Here is a 25,759-nt window from a genome sequence, read left to right on the forward strand (position 1 = left end):
GTCAGGAGCGGTAATCCGCGTTGATCGAAATGTATCCATGCGTCAGGTCGCAGGTCCACACCGTCGCCCGTCCGTCGCCAAGGCCCAGGTCGACGGCGATGTCGATTTCCTCCCCCCGCAGATGCTCGGCCACCGGCGCTTCGTCGTACCCTTCCACCGGCAGCCCCTCGCGCGCCGTCCAGATGCCGCCGAACGCGATGGAGAGGCGGTCGCGGTCGGCCGGCTCGCCAGCCTTGCCCACCGCCATCACGACCCGGCCCCAATTCGCATCGCCGCCCGCGATGGCGGTCTTGACCAGTGGCGAGTTGGCAATGGCGAGGCCGATGCGCCGCGCGCTGTCGTCCGCCACCGCGCCTGTGACGTGGACGGCGATGAACTTCGAAGCGCCTTCGCCGTCGCGAACGACCAGGTGCGCGAGCTGGCGGCACAGGTCGCCGAGCGCCGCCATGAACGCATCGGCTCCCGCATCCTCGATTCCGGCCAGCGGGGCGTTGCCGGCCCGTCCGGTAGCGAAGGCCAGTACGGTGTCGCTGGTGGAAGTGTCGCTGTCCACGGTGATGCAGCTGAAGGTCCGCGCATTGGCGGCGACGAGGCACTGCTGGAGAAAGGCCGGTTCGACCGCCGCATCGGTGAAGACGTAGCCCAGCATCGTCGCCATGTCGGGCGCGATCATTCCGCTGCCCTTGATGATGCCGTTGAGATGCACCTTCGTCCCGCCGATCATGGCGCTGGCAGTGGCTCCCTTGGCGAAGGTATCGGTGGTGCCGATCGCGTCCGTCGCCTCCCGCCAGCCGCAGGGCGGGGAATCGAGCACCGCGGCGATTCCGGTTTTCGCTTTGTCCAGCGGCAGCGGCACGCCGATCACCCCTGTTGAGGAAACCAGCACCTGTGCAGGCGGGCACCCGAGCCGCCCGGATACGTGGCGCATGATCTGGTCCACCGCCTCGCGCCCGCGATGACCGGTGAACGCGTTCGAGTTGCCCGCATTCACGATCAGCGCCCGCGCGCGGCCGGTTTTCACCGCCTCGCGTCCCACCTCGACTTCGGTGGAGCAGCACCGGTTCTTCGTGAACACGCCCGCCAGCGCCGTTCCCTGCGCCAGTTCGGCGAAGGTCAGGTCGGCCCGGTCCCACGCCTTGTACCCCGCCCGCGCCACGCGCAGCGTCACGCCGGCGATGGCGGGCATGTCGGGGAAGGGGCGGGCAAGCGGAGAGCGGGCAAGGTCCATGACCGCCGCGCATAGTCCGCCTGCGACTTGTGGACAATCGCTAGCCATTGCACGGCGGAGACGGGTGGATCATCACCAAGGTCATGACCGCGCTTCTATCGAGTCGCCTTAGGGCGGCCATCCTCGTCATGGCTTCGCTCGCCGCGAGCCTGCCCGCCCCGGCGGCGGCGCAGCAACCGGCACGGGCGAACTCCGCCCGCCCGATCGGCTCGCCCGCCGAATGGCTCGATCCGGAAGATTATCCGCAGCAGGCCATTCTGGAGAGCGCCGAAGGCGTGACCGAGGCGAGGCTCGAGATCGACGCCGACGGACTGGTGCGCAAGTGCACCGTCACCTCGAGCAGCGGATTCGCAGTACTCGACGAGACGGCGTGCCTGCGTCTGCGACAGCGCGGCGTTTTCGAGCCGGCACGAAACGCGGCGGGAGAGCGGATCGGCGGAAGCTGGTCGACCCGCGTGGTATGGCAGATGCCAGAGGACAAGCGGATGCCGTTTCCCGGCCGCGCCCGGGTGGAATTCGTGATGGATATCGACGCCGACGGCAACATCGCCGATTGCGAGATCGTGTCCATGGAACTGCCGCGGGGTGCCCCTGCCGAAAGCCCGTGCGCAGCGCCGCAGCAATACTTTCCGTTCGAAGACGCCCAGGGCAATCGGGTCGCCAAGCGCGTGCGCTTTCGGTTCGAAACGACCTACGAGGATTTTCAGCCATGACGGCCGTTGACGGATTTGGTTCGGCTGAAAAGGCATGACGGATAGACTTTGGCGCGAATAGGCGTATGTAGGTCGGCGATGCTTCGCCAATTGCTCACCCTGCTGGCCGTGATATCGGGCCTCACGCTTGCTGCGGAACCGGTTGGACCAGCACAGGCCAGCGTCATCAGCATCGCCACTTCGGCAGAAACCGACGCTTGCAAGCCGGTCACCGTACCGACCTTGCAGGTCAGCCGCGAACCGGCGACCCGGCGTGACGATGGTCGGCGCTGTCGCCAGCGCGTGCCCAACGGGCGCGTGCCCACGGTGATGCTGCGGGCCGACCGCGCGCACGAATAGCGCGCCGCCCCCTTTTGCACCGCTGATACCTGCCGGCCCCCGCAACCGCGTGCGGGGCCGCTTTTTCCATATATCGCAGACTGGATTTCCCCATGTGGCAGAACCTCGCCAAATCGCTCTTCGGCTCCGCCAATGATCGCTACGTCCGCTCGCTCGACAAGCTGGTCGCCCGCATCAACGGGCTGGAGGAACAGCTCGAGGACTTCTCGGACGATGAACTGAAGGCGCAGACCGCCAAGTTCCGGCAGAAACTGGAAGCGGGCGAGACGCTCGACGATATTCTGCCCGAAGCCTTCGCCACGGTGCGTGAGGCGTCGAAGCGCGTGCTCGGGATGCGCCATTTCGATGTCCAGATGGTCGGCGGCATCGTCCTCCACCGCGGCGAGATCGCGGAGATGCGGACGGGCGAGGGCAAGACGCTGGTGGCGACCCTTGCCACCTATCTCAACGCCATCGAGGGCAAGGGCGTGCACGTCGTGACCGTGAACGACTACCTCGCCGCCCGCGACGCGGAATGGATGGGGCAGCTGCACAAGTTCCTCGGCCTGACCATCGGCGTGATCGTGCCCAATCTGGGCGAGCAGCAACGGCGCGAGGCCTACGCCGCCGACATCACCTACGGCACCAACAACGAGTTCGGTTTCGACTACCTGCGCGACAACATGAAGCAGGAACGCCGCCAGATGGTGCAGCGGCCCTTCAACTTCGCCATCGTCGACGAGGTCGATTCGATCCTGATCGACGAGGCGCGCACACCGCTGATCATCTCGGGCCCGACCGAGGACAAGTCCGAGCTCTACATCGCGCTCGACGAGATCGTGAAGAAGCTGGAGCCGGAATATTACGAGACGGACGAAAAGGCGAAGAGCGTCCAGCTGACCGAGGACGGGGTGGAGGAGGTGGAAAAGCGCCTCATCGCCGCCGGTCTGCTGGAAACGGACAACCTCTACGACATCGAGAACACGCAGGTCGTCCACCATCTCGACCAGGCGCTGCGCGCGGTCGTCATGTTCAAGAAGGACACCGATTACATCGTCAAGGATGACAAGGTCGTCATCATCGACGAGTTCACCGGACGCATGATGGACGGGCGTCGCTGGTCGAACGGTCTGCACCAGGCGGCCGAGGCGAAGGAGGGCGTGGAAATCCAGCCCGAGAACCAGACCATGGCCTCGATCACCTTCCAGAACTATTTCCGCATGTATCCCAAGCTTTCCGGAATGACCGGAACCGCGGCGACCGAGGCGGCGGAATTCTGGGACATCTACAAGCTGAACGTCGTGGAAATTCCGACCAACGTCCCCGTGCAGCGCGTGGACGAGGATGACGAGTTCTACAAGAACACGATGGACAAGTTCGCCGCCATCGCCCGGGCCATCAAGGAAAAGAACCAGACCGGCCAGCCGGTGCTGGTGGGCACGGTGTCGATCGAGAAATCCGAACTGCTCAGCAACTTCCTCGACAAGGAGGGCGTGAAGCACGCCGTGCTCAACGCCCGGATGCACGAGCAGGAGGCGCATATCGTGGCGCAGGCGGGCCGGATCGGGGCCGTCACCATCGCCACCAACATGGCCGGCCGCGGGACCGACATCCAGCTGGGCGGCAATGTCGACTTCCGCATCGACGACGAGCTGGGCGACATGGAGGACGGTCCCGCAAAGGACAGGGAGATCGAGCGCATAAAGGCCGAGGCCGCCGCCGAACGCCAGCGGGTGAAGGATGCCGGCGGCCTGTTCGTGCTCGGCACCGAACGCCACGAAAGCCGCCGTATCGACAACCAGCTGCGCGGTCGCTCCGGCCGCCAGGGCGACCCGGGGCTGTCGCGATTCTATCTGTGCCTGGAGGACGATTTGCTGCGCATCTTCGGCCCCGACACGTTGTTCGCCAAGATGATGAACGCCAATCTGGAAGACGGCGAGGCGATTGGTTCGAAGTGGCTCTCCAAGGCCATCGAAACCGCGCAGAAGAAGGTCGAGGCACGCAATTACGAGGCCCGCAAGCAGGTCGTCGAATATGATGACGTGATGAACGACCAGCGCAAGGTGATCTACGAGCAGCGCGCCGAGATCATGGATTCCGAGCGTGTCGACGACGTGGTGGAGGAAATGCGCCGCGACGCCATCAACGCCATCGTCGCCGAGGCCTGTCCGCCCGGATCCTATCCCGAACAGTGGAACGTCGCGGGCCTGAAGGAGCGGGTCGAGGAAGTGCTCGGCCTCGCACCCGATCTCGATGCGTGGATGGAAGAAGACCAGGTCGAGCCGGAAATCATCGAGGAGCGCCTGCAGGAGCAGGCGGAGCGAGTGCTCGCCGAAAAGTCCGCCAATATCGACGAGCCGATCTGGCGCCGCGTGGAAAAGAGCATCCTGCTCGAACGGCTCGATCATCACTGGAAGGAGCACCTCGCGACGCTCGACGCGCTGCGCCAGGTGGTGTTCCTGCGCGCCTACGCGCAGAAGCAGCCGATCAACGAGTACAAGCAGGAGGCGTTCGGGCTGTTCCAGGCGATGCTCGATACGCTGCGCGAGGATGTCACGCGGGTGCTGCTGACCTCGCAGTTCCGCGCCGCCGCTCCGCCCCCGCCGCCGCGCGCGCTGCCCGACCTGCCCGAATTCCTGACCGGCCATATCGACCCGTTCACCGGCGAGGACGATTCGAATGACGGCGACGGGTCTTCGCGGCAGGCCGGCCTGTTCGGCACGCTGGCGGGATCGCCCGTCGCCTCCACCGGCTCGGGCGGTTCGCAGACGGACGATCCGTTCGCCGACAAGATCATCAGCCGCAATGCGCCGTGCCCGTGCGGGTCCGGCAACAAGTACAAGCACTGCCACGGTGCCCACGCCTGACGGGGCGCACCGCGCTTGCAAGGTCGCGCGAACGAGGTAGCGTGGCCCTCGTAACTGGAGAAGCCGATGCCCCGCAAAGCCCTGACCACCGCCGCCGCCGCCCTTTCGCTCGCTCTCCTGCCGGGATGCGTATCGGTCGAGGCGGGAGATCCCTTCGCCGACGTCGATCTGCAACGGCAGGACTACATTCTCGCCGCCGTCGTCAGCCCGGCCCGTCCGGCCGAGGATACGGCGCGCGACGCGGCGAGGAAACCGGCCGAGATCGTTGCCTTCTCGGGTCTCCGACGCGGCGATACCGTCGCCGAGATCGCGCCGGGCGGGGGCTATTACACGCGCATCCTGTCACAGGTCGTCGGACCCGAAGGCCGCGTCTATGCGATCCTCACTGCAGACCGCGCCAACCGTCCGGGCGGACGCGACGCGATCGACGCGATTGCCGAGCAATACGGCAATGTCGAGGTGGTCGTGGTGGACAGCTATGCGGGCATGTCCCTGCCGCGGCCTGTCGACCTTGTCTGGACGACGGAAAACTACCACGACCTCGCCAATGGCGACATCGCCGGCGCCAACCGCGCGGTGTTTGCGGCGTTGAAGCCGGGCGGCCTCTATTTCGTGGAGGACCACGCCGCACCCGGAACCGGAACGGACGCGACCGCCACGCTCCACCGGATCGACCCTGAAGCCGTACGCAACCAGGTGTCGGCCGCCGGGTTCGCGCTGGAGGCCGAGAGCGACCTTCTCGCCAATCCCGCCGATCCGCATACGGCGCGCGTGTTCGACTACGAAGGCACGACCGACAAGTTCGCCCTGCGGTTCCGCAAGCCGGGCTGATCGTCAGCGCCAGAGAGTGAAAAAGTGGCTCCCCGAGTTGGATTCGAACCAACGACCAAGTGATTAACAGTCACCTACTCTACCGCTGAGCTATCGGGGAACAGCCAACAGGTGAGCGCCTATATGGGGGCGGATTCGCTTTGGCAAGCCCCGAAGCCTTCGGCATGCCGGGTCAGGTAATGAACTGTTCGGCGACGATGCGCTCGTCCAGTGCGTGACCCGGATCGAACAGCAGCTCCATGCGGATGTCCCGGGCGATCTCGACATGCACCTCGGCCACGTCGCGCACCTCCTTCTGGTCGGCGACGACGGCGACGGGCCGCTTGTGCGGTTCGCGCACGCGAAACGAGATACGGCTCGTATCGGGCAGGATCGCGCCGCGCCAGCGGCGGGGGCGAAACGGACTGATGGGGGTGAGTGCCAGCATCTGCGAGCCCAGCGGCAGGATCGGTCCGTGGGCGGAGAGGTTGTAGGCGGTGGAACCGACGGGCGTCGCCAGCAGCACCCCGTCGCCCGCCAGTTCCGGAATGCGGACGCGGTCGTTCACCGAAATCTCGATCTTCGCGGTCTGGCGGGTTTCGCGCAGCAGGCTGACCTCGTTGATGGCGCAGGATACCTCCCTTTCGCCGCCCTGCGTCACCGCCTCCATGCGCAGCGGGGACACCGAAACCGGCTTCGCCTTGTCGATCCGGTAGGCGAGGCCGCTGGCTCCGCGATAGCGGTTCATCAGGAAGCCGACCGTGCCCAGGTTGAGCCCGAACACGGGCACCATGCGCTCCCCGGCGAGCATACCGTGCAGCGTATCGAGCATGAAGCCGTCGCCGCCGATCACCACCAGCGCATCGGCCCTGTCCGGCTCCACGAAATCGACGCAGCCGCGCAGATCGCGTGCCGCCCCTTCGGCCGCGTCGCCCTGTGAATGCAGCAGGGCGAGCTTGCGGCGCGGTTGGTGGATGGCCTCATTCACGGTGTGCGCGTCTCCCCTCGCCGAACGATGCGCGACCCTATGGAGCGGCGTCCCGATTTGCAACGCGGCTGTGCATCGGGCAGACCGCCGGCAGGTTTGCTGGCAAAGGGCTGTCATGTCGCTTCCCGTCCATCAGATCGACCGCCGCCTGCGTGGCGATCGCCGCCAGTCCGAACCGCACCCCGTTGCCAGCGATCTCGGCCAGGCGATCACGGCGGACGCCATCGACCTGCTCTTTCAGCCGCAATACGCGGCCGCCGGCAATGCCTTGTCCGGGGCCGAGGCGCTGGCGCGCTGGCACCATCCGGTGCACGGATCGCTGGCAGGCGACGCCCTTGTCGCCATCGCGCAATCGAGCGGGCTGGCGCGCCGGCTCACCCGGCATATCGTGCGGGGCGCGCTGGGGGTGGCGGCGGACTGGCCCGCGCATCTTCGCCTGTCGCTCAACGTCACCGCCGCCGACCTGCTGGATCGCACCTATGTCGACGACCTGCTGGCACTCGTGGCGGACAGCGGTGTTGCCGCCGAACGCCTGACGCTTGAAATCACCGAGCATGCGCTGGTCGCCGATCTCGACAGGTCGGCTGAACGCCTGGCGCTTCTGGCAGAGGCGGGGATCCGCATTGCGCTTGACGATTTCGGCGCGGGTTTCTGCAATTTCCACTATCTCAAGGTGTTGCCGCTCGATGCGCTCAAGCTCGACCGGTCGATGGTGCAGGGGGTGGCGCACGACCGGCGCGATCTCGCCATCCTGCGTGCGATAGTGGCCATGGCGCGAACGCTGGAGCTCCGGATCATCGCGGAGGGTATCGAAACGCCGGCGCAGCGCGACGTCGCCGCGCGCGAGGGTTGCGATCTGTGGCAGGGTTTCCTCGGGGGCCGGCCCATGACGTCAGCCGCCTTTGCCGATCACATCTCCGCTTGCTGAGCGGAACCTGCGGGTCGGGGCGACCGTTCGAATCGGAGACCTTCGAAAAGAGGACCGGAGCGCCCGCGATGTCCATCATCCGCCGCGAGCAACAGGACGAAGTTGAGGGACCGGGCGACACATTCACCGGCAAGGCGATCATTCGCGGAATGTTCGAGCGCGACGACCCCAGCTGCGTGACCGTCCAGAAGCCAACGGCCAATCCAGGGACGTGATAGCCGGCCTCGAACCCCTCTGTCTGGCGGGCCCGGACGGCGGCGGAACCGGTGATCCGGAGAAAGGCCGGCAAATGTCTCCCGCGGCGAAGGCGGAGGCGGGTGACGGACGTCACGCTCACCGGGCGGGGTATCCCGCGAACCACGACGCGGCGCAATCGCCGGCAGGTTCAGTCGGTCATCTCGACGACGACCTTGCCCTTCGCATGTCCTTTTTCGAGATAGGCCATGGCATCGGCGATCTCGTCGAACGGGAAGGTCCGGTCGATGACCGGTTCGAGCGTTCCATCGGCCGCGAGCAGCGCGAGTTCGTGCAGTTCCGCCCCGCTCGGGTGCATCAACAGGAAGCGGTAATCGACGCCGTGGCGCCACGCCTGCCATCGCAGCTTCGCGCTCGCCACCCAGAACAGGGCGGCCATCCCCTTGCCAGCGCCGATATCCTGGCGCGCGGTGCGCGGTTCAGGAGTGCCTGCGATCGATACGACGCGGCCGCCCTTCTTCACAATGCCGAAGGTGCGCGACAGGGTCTCGCCGCCGATCAGGTCGAAGGCCCCGTCCATGTCCGACAGCACATCCTCGAAATCGTCGGAGGTGTAGTCGATGACGGTGTCCGCTCCCAGATCCTTCACCAGGTCGTGTCCGCGGGGCGAGGCGGTGGTGGCGACCTGCGCCCCCAGCCACTTGGCGATGCGGACGGCGAAGGTGCCTACGCCGCCGGCGCCCGCCGAGATGAAGACGCGCGATCCCGGTCCGATCTTCAACTCGTCGCGCAGGGCCTGCAACGCGGTCAGGCCGGCGAGCGGAATGGCCGCGGCCTGGCGAAAATCGAGCGTGCCGGGTATCTTCGCGAGATAATCCTGATGGACCGCCGCATATTCGGCGAAGGCGCCCATCGCCATCTTGCCGGTGCGCGCGAATACGCGGTCGCCGCGGGCGAAGCGGGATACGGCGGTGCCACATTCCTCGACGATGCCCGCCAGTTCGTTGCCCATCGTGACCGGCAGATCGAAACGCAGCACGGGCTTGAGGTCGCCGTTGCGGATCTTGAAGTCGACGGGGTTCAGCCCGGCGGCCTTCACTCTGACCAGAACCTCGCTGGGGCCGGGGGCGGGGCGCTTCACCTCGCGCATCGCGCTGGCGTCGGGTCCGCCGTAGCGGGTCAGGGTCCATGCCTTCATGCCGGTTGCTTCTCCTTCGCCTTCGCGGTCTTCCTGAGGATACCCGACAAGCCGCGCGTCAGGCTGAGCAGCCCGTTCAGGCGGCTTTCGGGATCGCCCCAGGCGCGGTTGATGACCAGCTTCATGTCGGGTCGCAGCTTGGCCACCTGCTGACGCTTCTCGACATAGGCGAGCAACCCCTCGGGATCGGGGAAGCTGTCATTGTGGAACGTGACCAGGGTGCCGCGCGCGCCCACGTCGATCTTGGCGATGTGGGCGGCAATGGCCTGGTGCTTGATCTCGATCAGCCTGACGAGATTTTGCGTCGGTTGCGGCAGTTCGCCGAAGCGGTCGATCATCTCCGCCGCCATCGACTCGATCTCCTGCTTGCTCTGGGCATCGTTCAGGCGGCGATAGAGCGCCATGCGCACGGCAAGATCGGGCACGTAGTCTTCGGGAATCATGATCGGCGCATCGACCGTGATCTGCGGCGACAACCCTTCCCGGCTGTCGCGCTCGAGACCGGCATCGCCGGCCTTCACCGCCAGGATCGCGTCCTCCAGCATGGACTGGTAGAGTTCGAACCCGACCTCCTTGATATGGCCCGACTGCTCGTCGCCCAGAAGGTTGCCGGCGCCGCGAATGTCGAGATCGTGGCTGGCGAGCTGGAAGCCGGCGCCCAGGCTGTCGAGATCGCCAAGCACCTTCAGCCGCTTTTCCGCCACTTCCGACAGCGCCGTGTTCGCCTCCGTCGTCAGATAGGCGTATGCGCGGATCTTGGCCCGGCCCACGCGCCCGCGCAGCTGGTAGAGCTGGGCCAGGCCGAAGCGGTCGGCGCGGTGGATGATGATGGTGTTGGCAGAAGGCAGGTCCAGCCCGCTCTCCACGATGGTCGTGGACAGCAGCACCTCGTACTTCTTCTCGTAGAAGGCGCTCATCCGTTCCTCGATCTCGCCCGCGCTCATCTGTCCGTGAGCGGTGACGAATTTCACTTCTGGCACGGTTTCGCGCAGCCACGCCTCGAGCGGCTCCATGTCGGAAATGCGCGGCACGACGATGAAGCTCTGCCCGCCGCGATGGTGTTCGCGCAGCAGCGCCTCGCGCACCACCATGTCGTCCCACTCCATGACGTATGTTCGCACCGCGAGGCGGTCGACCGGCGGGGTCTTGATGGTGGACAGCTCTCGCAGGCCCGTCATCGCCATCTGCAGCGTCCGCGGAATGGGGGTTGCGGTAAGGGTGAGAACGTGGACGTCGGCGCGAAGCTGTTTCAGCTTCTCCTTGTGAGTCACGCCGAAGCGCTGTTCCTCGTCCACGATCACCAGGCCGAGATCCTTGAACTGCGTGTTCTTCGACAGGATCGCATGCGTGCCGATGACGATATCGACCTTGCCGTCCGCCAGCCCCTCGCGCGTGGTCTTCATCTCGCCCGACGGAACGAGGCGGCTGAGACGGCCGATCTTGAGCGGAAAACCGGCGAAGCGATCGCAGAAATTCTGGTAGTGCTGGCGGGCGAGCAAGGTCGTGGGCGCGACCATGGCCACCTGCTGACCGTTCATCGCGGCGACGAAGGCCGCGCGCAGGGCCACCTCGGTCTTGCCGAAACCGACATCGCCGCACACGAGGCGGTCCATCGGCCTGCCGCTTTCGAGATCGCGTAAGACATCGGCGATAGCCTGTTCCTGATCGTCCGTTTCTTCCCACGGGAAGCGGTCGAGGAATTGCAGCCAGCTCGATTCCTCCGGCTCCAGCACCGGCGCCTTGCGCAGGGATCGCGCGGCGGCGGTGCGCATCAGTTCGCCGGCGATCTCGCGGATGCGCTCCTTCAGGCGGGCACGGCGTCGCTGCCATGCCTCGCCGCCCAGCTTGTCCAGCGAGGCGCCTTCTTCCGAGGAACCGTAGCGTGAAAGGACGTCGATATTCTCGACCGGAATGTAGAGCTTGTCGCCCCCTGCATATTCCAGCATCACGCAGTCGTGCTGGCTCTTGCCCACTTCTATGGGTTCGAGACCGAGATACTTGCCGATGCCGTGATCGACGTGAACCACCAGGTCGCCGCGGCCCAGCGCCTGCAGTTCCGCGAGGAAGGCGTCCGCATCCTTCTTCTTCTTGCGGCGGCGCACCAGCCGGTCGCCCAGCAGATCCTGCTCGGTGACGAGTTCCAGTTCGTCGTTGGCGAAGCCGGTATCGAGCGGCAGCACCATGGCCGTCGCCTTGCCCCTTGCCGAAGTGCCGAGCGCCTCCTGCCAGGTGTCGGCCAGCTTCACCGGCGTGCCGGCTTCTTCGATAATGGAAACGATGCGGCTTCGCGAACCGGTCGAATAGGCAGCCAGCAGCGGTCGGCGACCGTCCTTGCTGACGGTCTTCAAATGTTCGGCGGCCGCCTCGTAGACGTTCTGCCCGGCTGAGCGTTCGGGGGTGAAATCGCGCGCCGAGCGGAAGCCGAAGTCCACCACGCCATCGCCTTCCGGCTCGGCGAAGATCGTCGTGCGGTGAACGGGCCAGCCATCGATTGTCTCGCCCAGTTCGCCCTCTGTCAGATACAGCAGGCCGGGGTCGATCGGGCGATAGCTGCCCTTGGCCTGCCCGGCGATCTCGCGGCGCTGGCGGTGGTAGTCGGCGATGTCGGACAGTCGTTCTTCTGCCGCCTGCAAGGCGCTCGAATCGATGACGATGGCATCGTCCTTGCCAAGATGATCGAACAGCGTCGCCATCTTGTCCTCGAACATTGGCAGCCAGTGTTCCATGCCGGCGAGGCGCCGACCCTCGCTGACGGCCTCGTAGAGCGGATCCTGCGTCGCGTCGGCACCGAACGTCTCCCGGTAGCGGGTGCGAAAGCGCTTGATCGTGTCGTCGTCGAGCAGCGCCTCGCTGGCCGGCAGCAGCAGGTGGCCGTCGATGGTTTTCGTGGTGCGCTGGGTGGAGGGATCGAACAGCCGCAGCGATTCAAGCTCGTCGCCGAAGAAATCGAGCCGAAGCCCGGCATCGAGGCCGCTCGGATAGATATCGAAGATCGAGCCGCGCACGGCGAATTCGCCGGTATCGACCACGGTGTCCGCGCGCGCATAGCCCTGCCGTTGCAGCAGGGCGATCAGGCTGTCGTGGCCGATCTGTGTTCCCACCTTCAGTTCGCGCACGGCCTCGCGAATGCGGAACGGGGTAAGCACACGTTGCAGCAGGGCGTTGACCGTGGTGACGACCAGTTGCTTGCCGGCCTTGCCGGCCTGCAACTGATGCAGCGCGGACAGCCGTCTCGCACTGACCGACATGGCCGGACTGGCGCGGTCGTAGGGCAGGCAGTCCCATGCCGGAAACTCGATGACCTGCAATTCCGGCGCGAACCAGCGGGCGGCGTCGGTTATCGCGCGCATGGCGGCATCGTCGGGCGCGACGAAAACGGCTCGCCCCTTCGCCGCGCGGGCGAGGTCCGCCATGACGAGCGGCTGGGCGCCGCGGGCGACGGAAGCGAGCGTAAGCGGCGCGGCCGCTTTCAGGATTTTCTGGAGATCTGGCATCGGTCTGAACTAAAAGGCGGGGAGCGCCGCCGGTTCCGCCCTAGATCTCGACGTAATCGAGCTTCTGCATGGCGGTCAGGTGGTCGCCGGCGATATGGGCGGGCGGGCTGGCCGTGCCAAGAGCCCACGCCATGACGTCCACGTCGTCATGCTCCAGCAACGCCTCGAACCAGGCGAGGCCGCTTTCGTCCCAGCGTGCGTGATAGCGGTCGAAAAAGCCGCCGATCATGTAATCCGCTTCGCGCGTGCCGCGATGCCAGGCGCGGAAGCGGGCACGGCTGCGGCGGGCGTCGAGGTCGGTATCTAGCATGGCGGATGCCTGTAACAGGCTGACGCCGCCGACGCGAGAGGCTAAGGCGGATCGGAATGCGTCCCGACATCCTCAACCCCCTGTTCGCCGAAACCGAAAGCCTCGACGGTGTCGGCCCGAAACTGAAAAAGCCGCTCGCCCGGCTCGGCCTCGAGCGCATCCGCGACGTGCTCTACCACCTGCCCGATCGCTTCGTGGTGCGCCGCTCGATCGGCGATCTGGACGAGGCGCAGGTGGGGGAGCAGGTGATCATTCCGCTCACTATCATCGAACACCGGGCCAGCCGTTCCGCGCGCGGGCCGTACCGGGTGCTGGCGAGCGATGCGAAGGGCAATGTCTGCGCGCTCACCTATTTCGGCCGGGCCAGCTACACCGCGAAGAAGCAGTTGCCCGTGGGCGAAACGCGGTGGATCGCCGGACGCCTCGATCAGTACGATCAGATGCTCCAGATCGTGCATCCCGATCACGTCGCGACCGAGAGCGCGGGGGCGATGGGGCGGATGGTGGAGCCGGTCTATCGCCTGGCGGAGGGGCTGACGCAGCCCAGGGTCGCCGGGCTGGTGACGCAGGCGCTGGAGCGCGCGCCGGACCTTCCCGAATGGATAGAGCGCGGCGTGCTCGACCGGGAAGGCTGGCCCGCCTGGCGGGACGCGCTGGTTCTGGCCCACAAGGGGGAAGCGGGACAGGCGCGCGACCGGCTCGCCTACGACGAACTGTTCGCCAACGCGCTTGCCCTGATGCTGGTGCGACAGTCCAATCGCCAGCGGCGCGGGCAGGCGCTCAGCGGCGACGGGCGGCTACGCGAGAAGCTCGACCTGCCCTTTCCCCTCACCGGCGCGCAGACGCGGTCGATCGAGGAGATCGCCGGCGACATGGCGCAGGCGTCGCCGATGCTGCGCCTGCTTCAGGGCGATGTCGGTGCGGGCAAGACGGTGGTCGCGCTCGAAGCCATGCTGATCGCGGTGGAGGCAGGCGCCCAGGCGGCCATGCTGGCGCCGACCGAACTGCTCGCGCGCCAGCATTTCGAGACCCTGCAACGCATGGCGCGGCCCGCCGGGGTGGAGGTCGCCCTGCTGACGGGCCGCGACAAGGGGAGGGCGCGCGAGAGCATCCTCATGGGCCTGCTCGATGGCGGAATAGATATCGTGGTCGGCACCCATGCGATCTTCCAGAACAGCGTCGCCTATCGCAATCTCGGGCTCGTGGTGATCGACGAACAGCATCGCTTCGGCGTGTCGCAGCGCCTGTTGCTGACGCGCAAGGGCAGGGTGACGCCGCACACCCTGGCGATGACGGCGACGCCGATCCCGCGCACGCTGACGCTGGCGCAGTATGGCGAGATGGAGGTCAGCCGTCTCGACGAACTGCCGCCGGGGCGGCAGGCGATCGACACCCGCGTCGTCGGCATAGACCGGCTGGCCGACGTGATCGGCGCGGTGGAACGGCATGTGCAGGGGGGGCAGCAGGCCTACTGGGTCTGCCCGATGGTTCGCGGGTCGGAGAACGAGGGTGACGATCTCGCCGCCGCCGAATCGCGCTTCGCTTCGCTGAAGGAGCGGTTCGGCGATGAAGTCGTGCTCGTCCACGGTCAGCTCGCTCCGGAGGCGAAGGACGCCGCGATGGCGCAGTTCGCGGGCGGGCTGGCGAAGCTGCTGATCGCAACGACGGTGATCGAGGTGGGCGTCGACGTGCCCGCCGCCACGCTGATGGTGATCGAGCAGGCCGAACGCTTCGGCCTCGCCCAGCTGCACCAGCTGCGTGGGCGGGTGGGGCGCGGGGCGCAGAAGTCCACCTGCCTGCTTGTGCGCGGCAACGAACTGTCCGAAACCGGCAAGCAGCGCCTCGCCCTGATGCGCGAGACGCAGGATGGGTTCAGGCTCGCGGAGGAAGACCTCGAACTGCGCGGCGGGGGCGAACTGCTCGGCACCCGGCAGAGCGGGGAGGAAGCCTTCAACATCGCCACGCTCGAACAGATCGCGCGCCTGCTTCCGGTCGCCCACGACGATGCCCGCCTGCTGGTGGAGAGCCAGGGCGGGCTGGGCGACGCGGCACGGGGAGAGGCGGCGCGGACCCTGCTCTATCTGCTCGAGCGCGACTGGGGCGTGCAGACGCTGCGCGGCGGTTAGGGCTTGGAAGGGCGGACCGACCCGCTAGACTGCGGGCCGGACAGACCTCGCTACGGAGATCGCAGACATGGCCGAATGCCCGAAATGTCAGGGGCGCATGGAAGAAGGCGCGCCCTATGTCGACATGTGGGGCTGGCGGATGCTGGTCCGCTGGGTGGACGGCCGCCCGAGGAAGAGCAGCTGGAGCGGTCTCAGCTTCGACGGGCGCGAGCGCAGCGACATATCCTCGCTACGCTGCGATACCTGCGGCTTCATCGAACTATACGCCGGCAACGGAGCGGGCGCGGATTACGGTACCATGCACCTTCGCGCGGAGAACGAGCGTCTCAAGCTGGAGATGGCGCGCGTGATGGACCGGGTGAAGACGCTGGAGCGCATCGCCACCGATCCGGCCGAGCGCACCGCGCGCGAAATCGAGGATCTTCGCGACAAGGACCGGTGATTCCGGCTCGCTCGGGCCGGGCGCGCAATATCGTTTGTGCAGCGCGCAACTTGCGATAAACAAGCGGCCATCCGGCTGGTCGGGCGGGGCGGTCCCGTTGCGAGCCTGATGGAAACCTCGCCAATGCTATTCGATCGGGTAAAGCCGCTCAGCGCCATTCTTTCGGCTGTCGAGCGCAACGGGTTGCCGCGCACGCTGGGGGCGATCCAGCTGATGCTGTTCGGCATCGGCTGCATCATCGGCACGGGTATTTTCGTGCTCACGGCCGCGGGGGCGCAGAAGGCCGGGCCGGGCCTGATGCTCGCCTTCGTCATCGCCGGGGCGGTCTGCATCGTGGCGGCGCTGTGCTATTCGGAAATCGCCAGCATGATCCCCGTGGCGGGCAGCGCCTACACCTATTCCTACGCCAGCGTGGGCGAATTGCTCGCATGGACCGTGGGCTGGGCGCTCATCATGGAATACGCCATCGCCGCCTCGGCGGTATCGGTCGGCTGGGCCGGCTATTTCAGCGGCACGATCCTGCACGAATTCCTCGGTATCTACCTGCCGCCCTGGCTGAGCGCCGGACCGCTGGTGCTGGGCGGGTCGGCAGGCGGGTTCATCAACCTGCCCGCACTCGTCATCGCGCTGTTGGTGACATGGCTGCTGGTGATCGGAACGCGGGAGAGCGCGATCTTCAACACCATCCTGGTGGCGATCAAGATCACCGCGCTCACCATCTTCGTCGTTCTCACCCTGCCGCAGGCGGAACTCGCCCGCTTCAACCCGCTGCTGCCCGCCGGCCTGTTCGGCGGTTTCGGCACCGGGGTCGGCGCGGTCGGGGCGGCGGCCACGATCTTCTTCGCCTATGTCGGCTTCGACGCGGTCAGCACCGCGGCGGAGGAGACGAAGAACCCGCAGCGCAACGTGCCCATCGGCCTGGTCGGCTCGCTCCTGTTCTGCACCGTGTTCTACATTCTGGTAGCGGCCGGCGCGATCGGCACCATCGGGGGGCAGCCCATCATGGGGCCGAACGGCGTGCCGTTCCCGGCCGGGTCGGAGGAGCTGGCCCGGCAGTGCGCGCTGGCGCAGTATGCGGGCAATCTCGTCTGCTCGGACGAGGCGCTGGCCCACGTGCTGCGCCAGATCGGCTATTCGGGCGTCGGCAACTTCCTGGGCATCGCGGCGTTCGTGGCGCTGCCCTCCGTCATCCTCGTGCTGCTGTTCGGGCAGACGCGGATCTTCTTCGTGATGAGCCGGGACGGCCTCTTGCCGGCCTCGCTCGCGAAGGTGCATCCGAAATACGGCACGCCCTACGTGGTGACGATCATCACCGGCATCGCCGTGGCGCTGGGCGCGGCGTTCTTCCCCGTGGGTCAGCTGGCGGATATTTCCAACGCCGGCACGCTCTATGCCTTCATGATGGTCGCGATCGCGGTTCTGGTGCTCAGGAAGCGTGAGCCTGCGGCGGAGCGATCCTTTCGCGTCCCCGCGGTTGCCGTCGTCGCCCCGCTGACGATCGCGGGAACGATCTTCCTGTTCCTCAACCTGCCCTACGCCGCCATGCTGATGCTGCCGGGCTGGTCGCTGGTCGGGCTGGTGGTCTACTTCCTCTACAGTCGCCCGCGCAGCCTGATGGGGGCGGGCAAGGTCGAGGTCCACGAACTGGATACGGACAGGCTGGAACCCGACACGCCGGGCATTGCGGACCGGGGACGCGACTGACGGGGGCGGGCTGGACTCTGCCGGGCGGGCGCGTAAATCTCCACGCCGACGACCCGAGACAGGAGACAGCCCGCATGACCCGCTTCCTCGCCGCTTCCGCACTGGCCCTGGCTCTTGCCGTTCCGGCGCCCGCGCTCGCCGACCCGGCGGAGGATTTCACCTCTTTGCGCGACGAGGTGTGGGAATGGACGCTCGACAACAGCCCCGGTCTCGCCACGAGCGTCGGCGACCGGCGCGGGGACGGGAAACTCTACGACGCGTCCGAAGAAGGATATGACCGTTCGCTCGCCGAAACGCGGCGTTTCCTGACCCGGCTCGAGGCCATCGACAAGGATGCGCTGCCCGAAGACCTGCAGATCGACTACGCCCTGATGCGCCGCGATTTCGCCGACACGCTGGAAGCGGGCGAGTTCGACCAGACGCGCTATGTCGTCTTTACCAACCGTTATGGGCCGCAGAGCCAGCTCGCCAGCCTGCCCTATTCCTCCCCCCTGTTCACCGTTGCCGATTACGAAAGCTACATCGGCCGGATCGAAGCTTTCCCGACGCTTGTCGACCAGGTGATCGACCGCAGCGAGGGCGCCATCGAGCGCGGGCTGACGCAAGCTTGCGAGCCGATGGAGGGTTACGAGGACACCATTACCGGGATCATCAGCGAGACGCCGGAGGACTCGCTGCTGTGGGGTGCCTTCGCCAGCAAGCCCGCCTCGATCTCGGACGATCGCTGGGCGGAACTGCGTGAACGCGCCCGCACGGCCATCGCCGAGGACGCCAATCCCGCGCTCGAACGCTTTGCCAGCTTCTATACCACCGAATACGCGCCGGCCTGCCGCACCGGCGCGCCGGGCATCGGCAGCACGCCGGGAGGGCAGGAATACTACGCCAACCGCGTCCGCAGCTTCACCACCACCGACATGACGCCGCAGCAGGTTCACGATCTCGGCCTTGCCGAGGTCGCCCGCATCCGCGCGGAGATGGACGCGGTCGCGGCAGCGGCGGGCTACGACAGCCGCGAAGCGTTCATCGAACAGCTGCGCACCGATCCGCAATATTACCCGCAGAGCGCGCAGAATCTGATGGAAGCGGCGGGCGCGCTCGCCAAGACCATCGACGGATGGATGCCCCGCCTGTTCGGCACCCTGCCGCGCCTGCCCTACACCGTGCAGCCGATCCCTGCCGCCAGCGCGCCGGGCAACACCACCGCCTATTACGAACCGGGTTCGCTGCAGACGGGCACACCGGGCATCTACCGCGTGAACACCACCGAGCTCGATCAGCGCCCGCTGTGGGAACTGCCGGCGCTGACGGTGCATGAAGCGGTGCCCGGCCATCATCACCAGATTTCGCTGCAACAGGAACTCGACCTGCACCCGATCCGCCGCAACGGCACGTTCTTCACCGTGTTCGTCGAAGGATGGGGCCTCTATTCGGAACGGCTGGGTATCGAGATGGGGCTGTACGATACGCCCGCAAAGGAGATGGGGCGGCTGAGCTACGAGATGTGGCGCGCCAGCCGCCTCGTCGTCGACACCGGTATCCACGCGCTCGGATGGAGCCGGCAGCAGGCGGTCGATTTCATGCGTGAAAACACCGCCCTGTCGGACGCCAATATCAGCGCCGAGGTCAATCGCTACATCACCTGGCCGGGGCAGGCGCTCGCCTACAAGCTGGGCGAACTCAAGATCCGCGAACTGCGCACCCGCGCGGAACAGAGGCTGGGCGAGGATTTCGACCTGCGTGCCTTCCATGATGCGGTGCTGGAAAACGGCGCGGTGCCGCTCGACGTGCTGGAAGAGCATATCGACACCTGGATCGCGCGACAGCAGGCGGTTTAGGCGAGGGCGAATACACGTGCGGATCGGGTAACGGTTGGCCTGCCGTTCCGACCGGCTCCCCCGGGTATGGCCGAGGCTGGTTCGAAAGCATGAACGACAGCGGCGCCGGTGAGATCGGGTGCAGTCAGGGATCGCTTTCCTACATCGGTGCGAGCGTCCACCCAGTGGGGATCATGTCGACAGCGCCCCCGCACACCTTCGCCACGCAAGACAGCGCCCGCCCCGCGCGTCGCGGACTTTCCGTTTCAGGACACTGTCACACCTGTCACACCTTGCCCCGACAAGGCCCCGGTCGCGCGGCGTTCAGGCAGCGGATAGCTGGCGTTTCGCATGACACCCGGGCCGAGAAGCCGGGATCCGGCCAAACCGGTTGCCTCTGTCGCCCGCGCCACCTAAAGCGCGCTGCGACAACACAAGCGAAACGCACCGTCCTCCCGTGATCCTCTCCCCCTTCGAATGGACCATCGCCAAGCGATACATGCTGCCCGGCAGGGGGGAGGCAGTGATCGCGCTGGTCGCCTCCATCTCGATCGGCGTGGTCATGCTGTCGGTGGCCATGCTCGTCATCGTGATGAGCGTGATGAACGGCTTTCGGGCCGAACTGCTGGACCGCATCACCGGCCTCAACGGCCATGCCGTGGTGCAGGCGTATGGCGGGCGGCTGGAAAACTGGGAAGACGTGCTGGCCGAGGTGCGCGATACGCCGGGCGTGACCCGCGCCTCGCCGCTGATCGAACAGCCCCTGCTCGGTAGCTACAACGGCCGAGCGGACGCCATCTTCGTGCGCGGCAATACGCAGGAAGACATCGACCGAATGCGCGAGAGTGTGCTGCTGGGCGACATGTCTTCGCTGAAGCCCGGCGAACGCAACGTCGCCATCGGTTCGCGCCTGGCACAGAACCTCGGCATTCGTATCGGAGAGACGCTCACCATCATCAACCCGCAGGGGCGCAGCACCCCGTTCGGTACCGTGCCGCGGCAGATCGGCTACACCGTGACCGCGATCTTCGAGGTCGGTCTGTACGATTTCGACGAACGCTTCGTCGTCATGCCCATACCCAATGCCCAGACCTTGCTTTTGACGGGTGACACGATCGGCATGATCGAGGTGCAGACGGAAGATGCGGACAGGGTGGACGAGATCCTCGCCCCCGTTACGCAGCGTCTGGCCGGCAAGGCCGTCGTCACGGACTGGAAGCAGATGAACGCCAGCCTGTTCGAGGCGCTGCAGGTAGAACGCGTCGCGATGGCCTTCGCGCTGTCCATCATCGTGCTGGTGGCCGCCTTCAACATCCTCTCCTCGCTGGTAATGCTGGTGCGATCCAAGACCCGCGACATCGCCATCATGCGAACGATGGGTGCCACGCGGCGCAGCCTGCTCAAGATCTTCGTGACAGCCGGCTCCATCGTCGGTGCAATCGGCACGCTGGCCGGCCTGGTGCTCGGTTTTACCGTGCTGATCTTCCGTCAGGGCATCGTCGAGGGGTTGCAGGCGCTGTTCGGTATCGAACTGTGGGACCCCTCGATCCGCTTCCTGAGCGAATTGCCGGCCAAGACCGATCCGTTCGAAGTGCTGTTCATCGCCGGCATGGCGATGGGCCTCAGCTTCCTCGCCACGCTCTACCCCGCATACCGGGCGTCCAACACCGATCCGGTCGAGGTCTTGCGCTATGAATGAGCCGGTCATCCGCCTGCGCAATCTGGCACGCAGTTTCGAGCAGGGCGGCGTCGTCATCGACGTCCTGCGCGGTGTGAACCTGGAGATCGCACCGGGCGAGGTCGTGGCGTTGCTGGGCCCTTCGGGGTCGGGCAAGTCCACGCTGCTCCAGGCGGTCGGTCTGCTCGAAGGCGGGTTTCGCGGCTCGATCGAGCTCGCTGGCACATCCGCTCAGGATATGGACGCCGCCGAGCGTACCACGATGCGGAGGGAACATCTGGGCTTCGTCTACCAGTTCCACCATCTGCTGCCCGACTTCAACGCGGAGGAGAACGTCATTCTTCCGCAGCTTCTGCTCGGGGTGAAGCGGGCCGAGGCGAGCGAACGTGCACGCGAATTGCTGGGTGCCCTGGGCCTCGATCACCGGTTCGATCACCGCCCGAGCCAGCTTTCGGGCGGGGAGCAGCAGCGCGTCGCCGTCGCCCGCGCGCTCGCCAACCGTCCGCAGCTGGTGCTGGCGGACGAGCCGACCGGCAATCTCGACGAAAAGACTAGTGACCGTGTGCTCGCACAGTTCCTCGAACTCGTGCGGGGGCAGGGCAATGCGGCCCTGGTCGCGACGCATAACGAACGCCTCGCCGCGAGCATGGATCGCGTGGTGCGGCTCCACGAAGGCGTGATCGAACGGGAAACGCCCGCAGCGATGCCGCGTTAGGACGGCCAAGGAGATAACGATGACGGATCACCCCAGCACATACCGCGGCGACGACGCCCACCGCCCGGGCATCCAGTGGGACGACCGCGCCTTCCTTCACGCAGAAGGCGACGGAGAGGGCGTGATCGATGCCGGAAAGTCCCTGCGGAGCGGTACATTCGCCGACCTCATCCGTCATGTCATGCTGATGCCGGAGGAGGATCGCGCCAAGTACTATATCGAGAAAGCCGGCGACCGGGAGTACCATTTCCCCGAGATTTCCTCACTCGCCGCCCGCGACGATTTTCCGCGTTGACGGCTCGGTAGGGCGGAATGGCAATGGTGGGATCCATCAATGACTGGATCCTCGATCTTGGCGCCGATCATGGCGTAAACCCCTACGTGTTTGCCGCTATCTACATCGGAGCGATACCCTTTTTCCTTCTCAGCATTGCGTGGCTGGTGAAACGGGCACGAATGGGGGGGTCGACCGTCCTGCCGACGATGCTTGCCGGGTTCTTCTTCGTTTCCGCCTACCTCTACCTCGCCATCTTCGGCGAGGACATTCCTGTCTGGGTATGGCTCTTCCTCGCTGCGCTGATCGGCTACGGCGCATGGTCGACCGTCCGCAATACCCGAGCGAAGATCGCGCTTCGGGGGAAGGACAGCCGATAGGGGAAATCGGCTTTACCGCCCTTCAATCCGCTTCGATCAACGCGCATATTGCCGGCCATGCCATTCAGTCGCTTCGTCCCTTTGCGCGTGATGTCCAGCTATTCCATGCTGGAGAGCGCGATCGATCCCAAGGCTATCGCCAAACTGGCTCGAGAGCGCGGCTTCCCCGCCATAGCCATCTGCGATCGGAACGGGCTCTATGGCTCGACCGCTTTCGCGCAGGGTTGCATCGCGGAGGGCGTGCAACCGATCATCGGGACGATGCTCGGGGTCTGTCGCGGTGACGGAGCAACGGTCGACTACCTTCCGCTCTACGCGCAGGACGAGGACGGTTGGCAGAACATGTGCCATCTCGTCAGCCGCGCGCATCTGGAACGCCCGCTGGAACGCGAACCTCACGTCGAACTGGCCGATCTGGAAGGGCGTACCAATGGCCTGATCGCCCTGACCGGCGCGGGTGACGGCGCTGTCGCGAGGCTTCTGGCCAACGGAAAGGAACAGTTGGCACATGACCTCACCACGCGCCTTGCGACCCTGTTTCCCGAGCGGCTTTACATAGAACTGGCACGGCGGGGAAATCCGGCGGAGATGGAGGCCGAAGAGGGGCTGATCGAGCTCGCCTATGCGCTGGACCTTCCGCTGATCGCAACGAACCCGGCAAACTTTAGCGAACCCCACATGCACGCCGCACATGATGCGATGCTGTGCATCGCCAGTTCGACCCATCTGGACAGCGATGACCGCCCTCGGTCCAGCCGAGAAGCCTTCGTCAAGTCGGCTTCGATGATGGAAGACCTGTTCGCAGATCTGCCGGAAGCTACCGCGAATACCCTCGTTGTCGCGCAACGCTGCGCCTTCGCTCCGCCGCGCCGCAAACCCATTCTTCCCAGCCTTGCGGGCGACCTGGAAGGTGAGGCCAAAGCGCTGGCCAAAGATGCGCGCAAAGGTCTCGACGAAAGACTGGCAGTGTATGCCGATCTTTCCGAAGATCAGCGCCAGGAATATCGCAAACGGCTCGATTTCGAAGTCGAAATCATCACCAAAATGGGCTTTCCCGGCTATTTTCTGATTGTTGCCGACTTCATCAAATGGGCAAAGGCGCAGGGCATTCCCGTAGGGCCGGGGCGCGGATCGGGGGCCGGATCCCTGGTCGCCTGGGCCCTGACTATTACCGATCTCGACCCGATCAGGCTCGGCCTGCTGTTCGAGCGGTTCCTCAATCCCGAACGCGTCTCGATGCCCGACTTCGATATAGACTTCTGCGAAACCCGGCGCGGAGAAGTCATTCGCTACGTCCAGCAACGCTATGGCCACGACAAGGTCGCTCAGATCATCACCTTCGGCAAGTTGAAGGCACGCGCCGTGCTGCGCGATTGCGGGCGCATCCTGCAGATGCCCTACATGCAGGTGGATCGCCTGACCAAGCTGGTGCCGAACCACCCGACGGACCCCTGGACGCTGCCACGCACGCTGAACGGCATGGCCGATTTCAAACGCGAATACTCGAACGACAACCAGGTGAAGCGGCTCGTCGATCTGGCCATGCAGCTCGAGGGTTTTCCGCGAAATTCGTCCACTCACGCGGCCGGGGTCGTGATTGGCGACCGCCCTCTCAGCGAGCTGGTCCCGCTCTACCGCGATCCGCGCTCGGACATGCCGGTTACGCAATTCGACATGAAACACGTCGAGGATTCGGGTCTGGTGAAGTTCGACTTTCTCGGCCTCAAGACTCTTTCCGTGCTGCGCAAGGCCGTGGATCTGCTGTCCAGGCGGGGCATAGCGGTCGATCTCGATACATTGCCCTGGAACGATCAGGGCGTGTTCGAGCTGCTGAAGCGCGGTGATACGGTCGGTGTATTCCAGCTCGAATCCGAAGGGATGCGCCGCACGCTGACGGCGGTCAAGCCCACCAAGTTCGAGGATATTATCGCTCTCGTTTCGCTGTACCGCCCGGGCCCGATGGATAACATCCCGAGTTTCGGCAGGCGAAAGGCGGGGGAGGAAGAGATTGTCTATCCGCATCCCAAGCTCGAAGCCATCCTGGCCGAAACCTACGGCATCTTCGTCTATCAGGAACAGGTGATGCAGGCGGCGCAGATCCTTGCCGGATATTCGCTTGGCGACGCCGATCTTCTGCGCCGTGCGATGGGCAAGAAGATCCAGGCAGAAATGGATGCCCAGCGCGCCCGCTTCTGCGAAGGGTGCAAGGAAGTCAGCGGGATCGAGAGGGAGGAGGCCAACCGGCTGTTCGACCTGATCGACAAGTTTGCGGGGTATGGCTTCAACAAGTCCCATGCCGCCGCCTACGCTTTGCTCAGTTACCAGACGGCCTGGCTCAAGGCGCACTACCCGGAGGAATTCTACGCCGCGTCGATGTGCTTCGACATGCACCAATCGGAAAAACTGGCGATTTTCGTCGATGATCTGCGTCGCAACCGGGTTGCGTTGCGCGGACCCGACGTCAATGCATCCGAAGCGGAATTCACTGTCGAACAGACCGAGGAAGGCCACGCGGTTCGCTATGCCCTAGCGGGTATTCGCAATGTCGGCGAAAAGGCGATGGAGGCCATGGTTGCGGAACGCCAGACGAACGGACGCTTCACCGATCTGGAAGATATGTTCCGGCGCATGCCGGCAGGCGCCATGAACCGCCGCCAGCTTGAAGGGCTGGCTGGTGCGGGGGCTTTCGATTCCCTCGAACCGAACCGGGCGAAAGTGCTGGCCAATGCCGACATCCTGCTCGCGGTGGCGGATGCGGCGACCCGCGAACGAACGAGCGGGCAGGCCGGACTTTTCGGAGGAGATGACCATGTCGAACCGTCGCTCAGGCTCGAAGAAGCCGAAAAATGGTCGAGGCCAGACCAGATGGCGACGGAACGCGAAGTATTTGGCTTCTATTTCGCCGAACATCCCGTCACCGAATTCCGAATGATCGCGGATGCCAACGGCGCGCGCACCTACGCCTCGCTGATGGAAGGGGGCGGGGGCGGCGGTCGTCAGCCCGCGGTAATGGCGGCCATGGTCGAGAGCGTTTCCAAGGGAAAGACGCGTCGCGGCGCCGATTTCGTCCGCGCGGAATTTTCGGACAGTACCGGTCAGTTCAGCGCGGCGTGCTTCGAGGAAAGTCTCGTCGAACCGTTCCAGAAATGGGCGCAGGAAAGCACCTGCGTTCTACTCAACGTCGAACTGGATTCACCTAATCCCGATGATCCGCCACGCGTGACGGTGCGCGGGGCCAGGCCTCTCGACCAGGTGACGAGCGCTTCGCGGATGCAGTTGACGGCCGTCATCACCGATCCGGGGGCAATCGCCGCTATGCAGGCGATGTTGAAAACCGGTCGGGCGGGCCACGGCGAGGTTCTGGTCACGCTTGCCATCGACGAAGTCTCGCGCCCCCAGGTTTTGCTCGGACGCGACTTCGCGCTCGGTGGTGATCTGGTTGATGCGCTCGGGGACGTGCCTGGCATTGCCGAGGTGTCCCTCTCGCCGATCAGGGGAGCGGGGCACTTGCGACTGGTCGCCTGACAGCGACAAGCCGCCGGCCGAATTTCCCGACGGACCTGTCGCCGTTCGATCG

20 protein-coding genes and 1 tRNA gene are annotated in these 25,759 nt (G+C 65.6%); 15 read left to right on the forward strand and 6 right to left on the reverse strand.

The window, feature by feature from the left end:
- Position 1: 1 nt before the first annotated feature.
- Positions 2–1,228 (reverse strand): bifunctional glutamate N-acetyltransferase/amino-acid acetyltransferase ArgJ, encoded by a 1,227-nt coding sequence (argJ, locus tag EG799_RS13700; RefSeq protein ID WP_123882399.1) that lies wholly within the window; start codon positions 1,226–1,228, stop codon positions 2–4.
- 83 nt (positions 1,229–1,311) lie between these two features.
- Here argJ and EG799_RS13705 point away from each other — a divergent pair, with 83 nt between their 5' ends.
- The 4 genes from EG799_RS13705 to EG799_RS13720 all read left to right on the forward strand — a co-directional run bounded on the left by EG799_RS13705 (position 1,312) and on the right by EG799_RS13720 (position 5,957).
- Complete coding sequence (locus EG799_RS13705; RefSeq protein WP_123882402.1) at positions 1,312–1,941, forward strand: TonB family protein; 630 nt, start codon at positions 1,312–1,314, stop codon at positions 1,939–1,941.
- Positions 1,942–2,019: 78 nt separating this feature from the next.
- Entirely contained in the window at positions 2,020–2,280 is a 261-nt protein-coding gene (locus tag EG799_RS13710; RefSeq protein WP_123882405.1) for a hypothetical protein, read from the forward strand.
- A 92-nt stretch (positions 2,281–2,372) separates the two neighbouring features.
- On the forward strand, positions 2,373–5,126 hold the full coding sequence (gene secA, locus EG799_RS13715; RefSeq protein WP_123882408.1) for a preprotein translocase subunit SecA: 2,754 nt from the start codon (positions 2,373–2,375) through the stop codon (positions 5,124–5,126).
- A gap of 66 nt (positions 5,127–5,192) precedes the next feature.
- Positions 5,193–5,957 carry a class I SAM-dependent methyltransferase gene (locus EG799_RS13720; protein ID WP_123882411.1) on the forward strand — a complete coding sequence of 255 codons (765 nt, stop codon included), beginning with the start codon at positions 5,193–5,195 and terminating at the stop codon, positions 5,955–5,957.
- A 25-nt stretch (positions 5,958–5,982) separates the two neighbouring features.
- Here EG799_RS13720 and EG799_RS13725 read toward each other — a convergent pair.
- Positions 5,983–6,057, reverse strand: a tRNA-Asn gene (locus EG799_RS13725).
- Between the two features lie 72 nt (positions 6,058–6,129).
- On the reverse strand, positions 6,130–6,924 hold the full coding sequence (locus tag EG799_RS13730) for an NAD kinase (RefSeq protein ID WP_234029167.1): 795 nt from the start codon (positions 6,922–6,924) through the stop codon (positions 6,130–6,132).
- A gap of 115 nt (positions 6,925–7,039) precedes the next feature.
- Here EG799_RS13730 and EG799_RS13735 point away from each other — a divergent pair, with 115 nt between their 5' ends.
- Both EG799_RS13735 and EG799_RS14055 read left to right on the forward strand, forming a co-directional pair.
- Positions 7,040–7,852 (forward strand): EAL domain-containing protein, encoded by an 813-nt coding sequence (locus tag EG799_RS13735; RefSeq protein ID WP_158611081.1) that lies wholly within the window; start codon positions 7,040–7,042, stop codon positions 7,850–7,852.
- A gap of 68 nt (positions 7,853–7,920) precedes the next feature.
- Positions 7,921–8,067: a hypothetical protein gene (locus EG799_RS14055; protein ID WP_158611082.1), complete on the forward strand. Its 147-nt coding sequence runs from the start codon at positions 7,921–7,923 to the stop codon at positions 8,065–8,067.
- Between the two features lie 170 nt (positions 8,068–8,237).
- On the opposite strand, the gene EG799_RS13740 is transcribed toward EG799_RS14055, so the two are convergent.
- Genes EG799_RS13740 through EG799_RS13750 form a run of 3 tightly spaced genes read right to left on the reverse strand, consistent with a single transcriptional unit; the run spans position 8,238 to position 13,049 of the window.
- Positions 8,238–9,245: an NADP-dependent oxidoreductase gene (locus EG799_RS13740; protein WP_123882420.1), complete on the reverse strand. Its 1,008-nt coding sequence runs from the start codon at positions 9,243–9,245 to the stop codon at positions 8,238–8,240.
- A complete protein-coding gene (gene mfd, locus EG799_RS13745) occupies positions 9,242–12,739 on the reverse strand; it encodes a transcription-repair coupling factor (protein ID WP_123882437.1) in 3,498 nt (1,165 codons plus the stop codon). Before mfd ends, EG799_RS13740 begins: the two co-directional genes overlap by 4 nt.
- Positions 12,740–12,779: 40 nt before the next feature.
- A complete protein-coding gene (locus tag EG799_RS13750) occupies positions 12,780–13,049 on the reverse strand; it encodes an FAD assembly factor SdhE (RefSeq protein WP_123882441.1) in 270 nt (89 codons plus the stop codon).
- Between the two features lie 56 nt (positions 13,050–13,105).
- Here EG799_RS13750 and recG point away from each other — a divergent pair, with 56 nt between their 5' ends.
- The 9 genes from recG to dnaE all read left to right on the forward strand — a co-directional run bounded on the left by recG (position 13,106) and on the right by dnaE (position 25,707).
- The gene (gene recG, locus EG799_RS13755) at positions 13,106–15,175 is read left to right on the forward strand and encodes an ATP-dependent DNA helicase RecG (RefSeq protein WP_123882444.1); all 2,070 of its coding nucleotides are present in this window, start codon (positions 13,106–13,108) and stop codon (positions 15,173–15,175) included.
- Positions 15,176–15,242: 67 nt separating this feature from the next.
- Positions 15,243–15,617, forward strand: coding sequence for a hypothetical protein (locus EG799_RS13760; RefSeq protein WP_123882447.1), 375 nt, complete (start codon positions 15,243–15,245; stop codon positions 15,615–15,617).
- Between the two features lie 123 nt (positions 15,618–15,740).
- The gene (locus EG799_RS13765) at positions 15,741–17,321 is read left to right on the forward strand and encodes an amino acid permease (RefSeq protein WP_123883167.1); all 1,581 of its coding nucleotides are present in this window, start codon (positions 15,741–15,743) and stop codon (positions 17,319–17,321) included.
- Positions 17,322–17,395: 74 nt separating this feature from the next.
- Positions 17,396–19,156: a DUF885 domain-containing protein gene (locus EG799_RS13770; RefSeq protein WP_123882450.1), complete on the forward strand. Its 1,761-nt coding sequence runs from the start codon at positions 17,396–17,398 to the stop codon at positions 19,154–19,156.
- Between the two features lie 436 nt (positions 19,157–19,592).
- The gene (locus tag EG799_RS13775) at positions 19,593–20,834 is read left to right on the forward strand and encodes a lipoprotein-releasing ABC transporter permease subunit (RefSeq protein ID WP_123882453.1); all 1,242 of its coding nucleotides are present in this window, start codon (positions 19,593–19,595) and stop codon (positions 20,832–20,834) included.
- Entirely contained in the window at positions 20,827–21,528 is a 702-nt protein-coding gene (locus tag EG799_RS13780) for an ABC transporter ATP-binding protein (protein ID WP_123882456.1), read from the forward strand. Before EG799_RS13775 ends, EG799_RS13780 begins: the two co-directional genes overlap by 8 nt.
- Positions 21,529–21,547: 19 nt before the next feature.
- Positions 21,548–21,823, forward strand: coding sequence for a hypothetical protein (locus tag EG799_RS13785; RefSeq protein WP_123882459.1), 276 nt, complete (start codon positions 21,548–21,550; stop codon positions 21,821–21,823).
- 23 nt (positions 21,824–21,846) lie between these two features.
- Positions 21,847–22,182: a hypothetical protein gene (locus EG799_RS13790; RefSeq protein WP_123883169.1), complete on the forward strand. Its 336-nt coding sequence runs from the start codon at positions 21,847–21,849 to the stop codon at positions 22,180–22,182.
- 57 nt (positions 22,183–22,239) lie between these two features.
- Complete coding sequence (gene dnaE, locus EG799_RS13795) at positions 22,240–25,707, forward strand: DNA polymerase III subunit alpha (RefSeq protein ID WP_123882462.1); 3,468 nt, start codon at positions 22,240–22,242, stop codon at positions 25,705–25,707.
- Positions 25,708–25,759: the final 52 nt, after the last annotated feature.

The sequence above is a fragment of the Aurantiacibacter spongiae genome, assembly GCF_003815535.1.
Taxonomy (GTDB): domain Bacteria; phylum Pseudomonadota; class Alphaproteobacteria; order Sphingomonadales; family Sphingomonadaceae; genus Alteraurantiacibacter; species Alteraurantiacibacter spongiae.

Coding starts and splice junctions, on each gene's coding strand:
- argJ (WP_123882399.1), bottom strand. CDS start 1,228: ATGGACCTTGCCCGCTCTCCGCTTGCCCGCCCCTTCCCCGACATGCCC.
- EG799_RS13705 (WP_123882402.1), top strand. CDS start 1,312: ATGACCGCGCTTCTATCGAGTCGCCTTAGGGCGGCCATCCTCGTCATG.
- EG799_RS13710 (WP_123882405.1), top strand. CDS start 2,020: ATGCTTCGCCAATTGCTCACCCTGCTGGCCGTGATATCGGGCCTCACG.
- secA (WP_123882408.1), top strand. CDS start 2,373: ATGTGGCAGAACCTCGCCAAATCGCTCTTCGGCTCCGCCAATGATCGC.
- EG799_RS13720 (WP_123882411.1), top strand. CDS start 5,193: ATGCCCCGCAAAGCCCTGACCACCGCCGCCGCCGCCCTTTCGCTCGCT.
- EG799_RS13735 (WP_158611081.1), top strand. CDS start 7,040: ATGTCGCTTCCCGTCCATCAGATCGACCGCCGCCTGCGTGGCGATCGC.
- EG799_RS14055 (WP_158611082.1), top strand. CDS start 7,921: ATGTCCATCATCCGCCGCGAGCAACAGGACGAAGTTGAGGGACCGGGC.
- EG799_RS13740 (WP_123882420.1), bottom strand. CDS start 9,245: ATGAAGGCATGGACCCTGACCCGCTACGGCGGACCCGACGCCAGCGCG.
- mfd (WP_123882437.1), bottom strand. CDS start 12,739: ATGCCAGATCTCCAGAAAATCCTGAAAGCGGCCGCGCCGCTTACGCTC.
- EG799_RS13750 (WP_123882441.1), bottom strand. CDS start 13,049: ATGCTAGATACCGACCTCGACGCCCGCCGCAGCCGTGCCCGCTTCCGC.
- recG (WP_123882444.1), top strand. CDS start 13,106: ATGCGTCCCGACATCCTCAACCCCCTGTTCGCCGAAACCGAAAGCCTC.
- EG799_RS13760 (WP_123882447.1), top strand. CDS start 15,243: ATGGCCGAATGCCCGAAATGTCAGGGGCGCATGGAAGAAGGCGCGCCC.
- EG799_RS13765 (WP_123883167.1), top strand. CDS start 15,741: ATGCTATTCGATCGGGTAAAGCCGCTCAGCGCCATTCTTTCGGCTGTC.
- EG799_RS13770 (WP_123882450.1), top strand. CDS start 17,396: ATGACCCGCTTCCTCGCCGCTTCCGCACTGGCCCTGGCTCTTGCCGTT.
- EG799_RS13780 (WP_123882456.1), top strand. CDS start 20,827: ATGAATGAGCCGGTCATCCGCCTGCGCAATCTGGCACGCAGTTTCGAG.
- EG799_RS13785 (WP_123882459.1), top strand. CDS start 21,548: ATGACGGATCACCCCAGCACATACCGCGGCGACGACGCCCACCGCCCG.
- EG799_RS13790 (WP_123883169.1), top strand. CDS start 21,847: ATGGTGGGATCCATCAATGACTGGATCCTCGATCTTGGCGCCGATCAT.
- dnaE (WP_123882462.1), top strand. CDS start 22,240: ATGCCATTCAGTCGCTTCGTCCCTTTGCGCGTGATGTCCAGCTATTCC.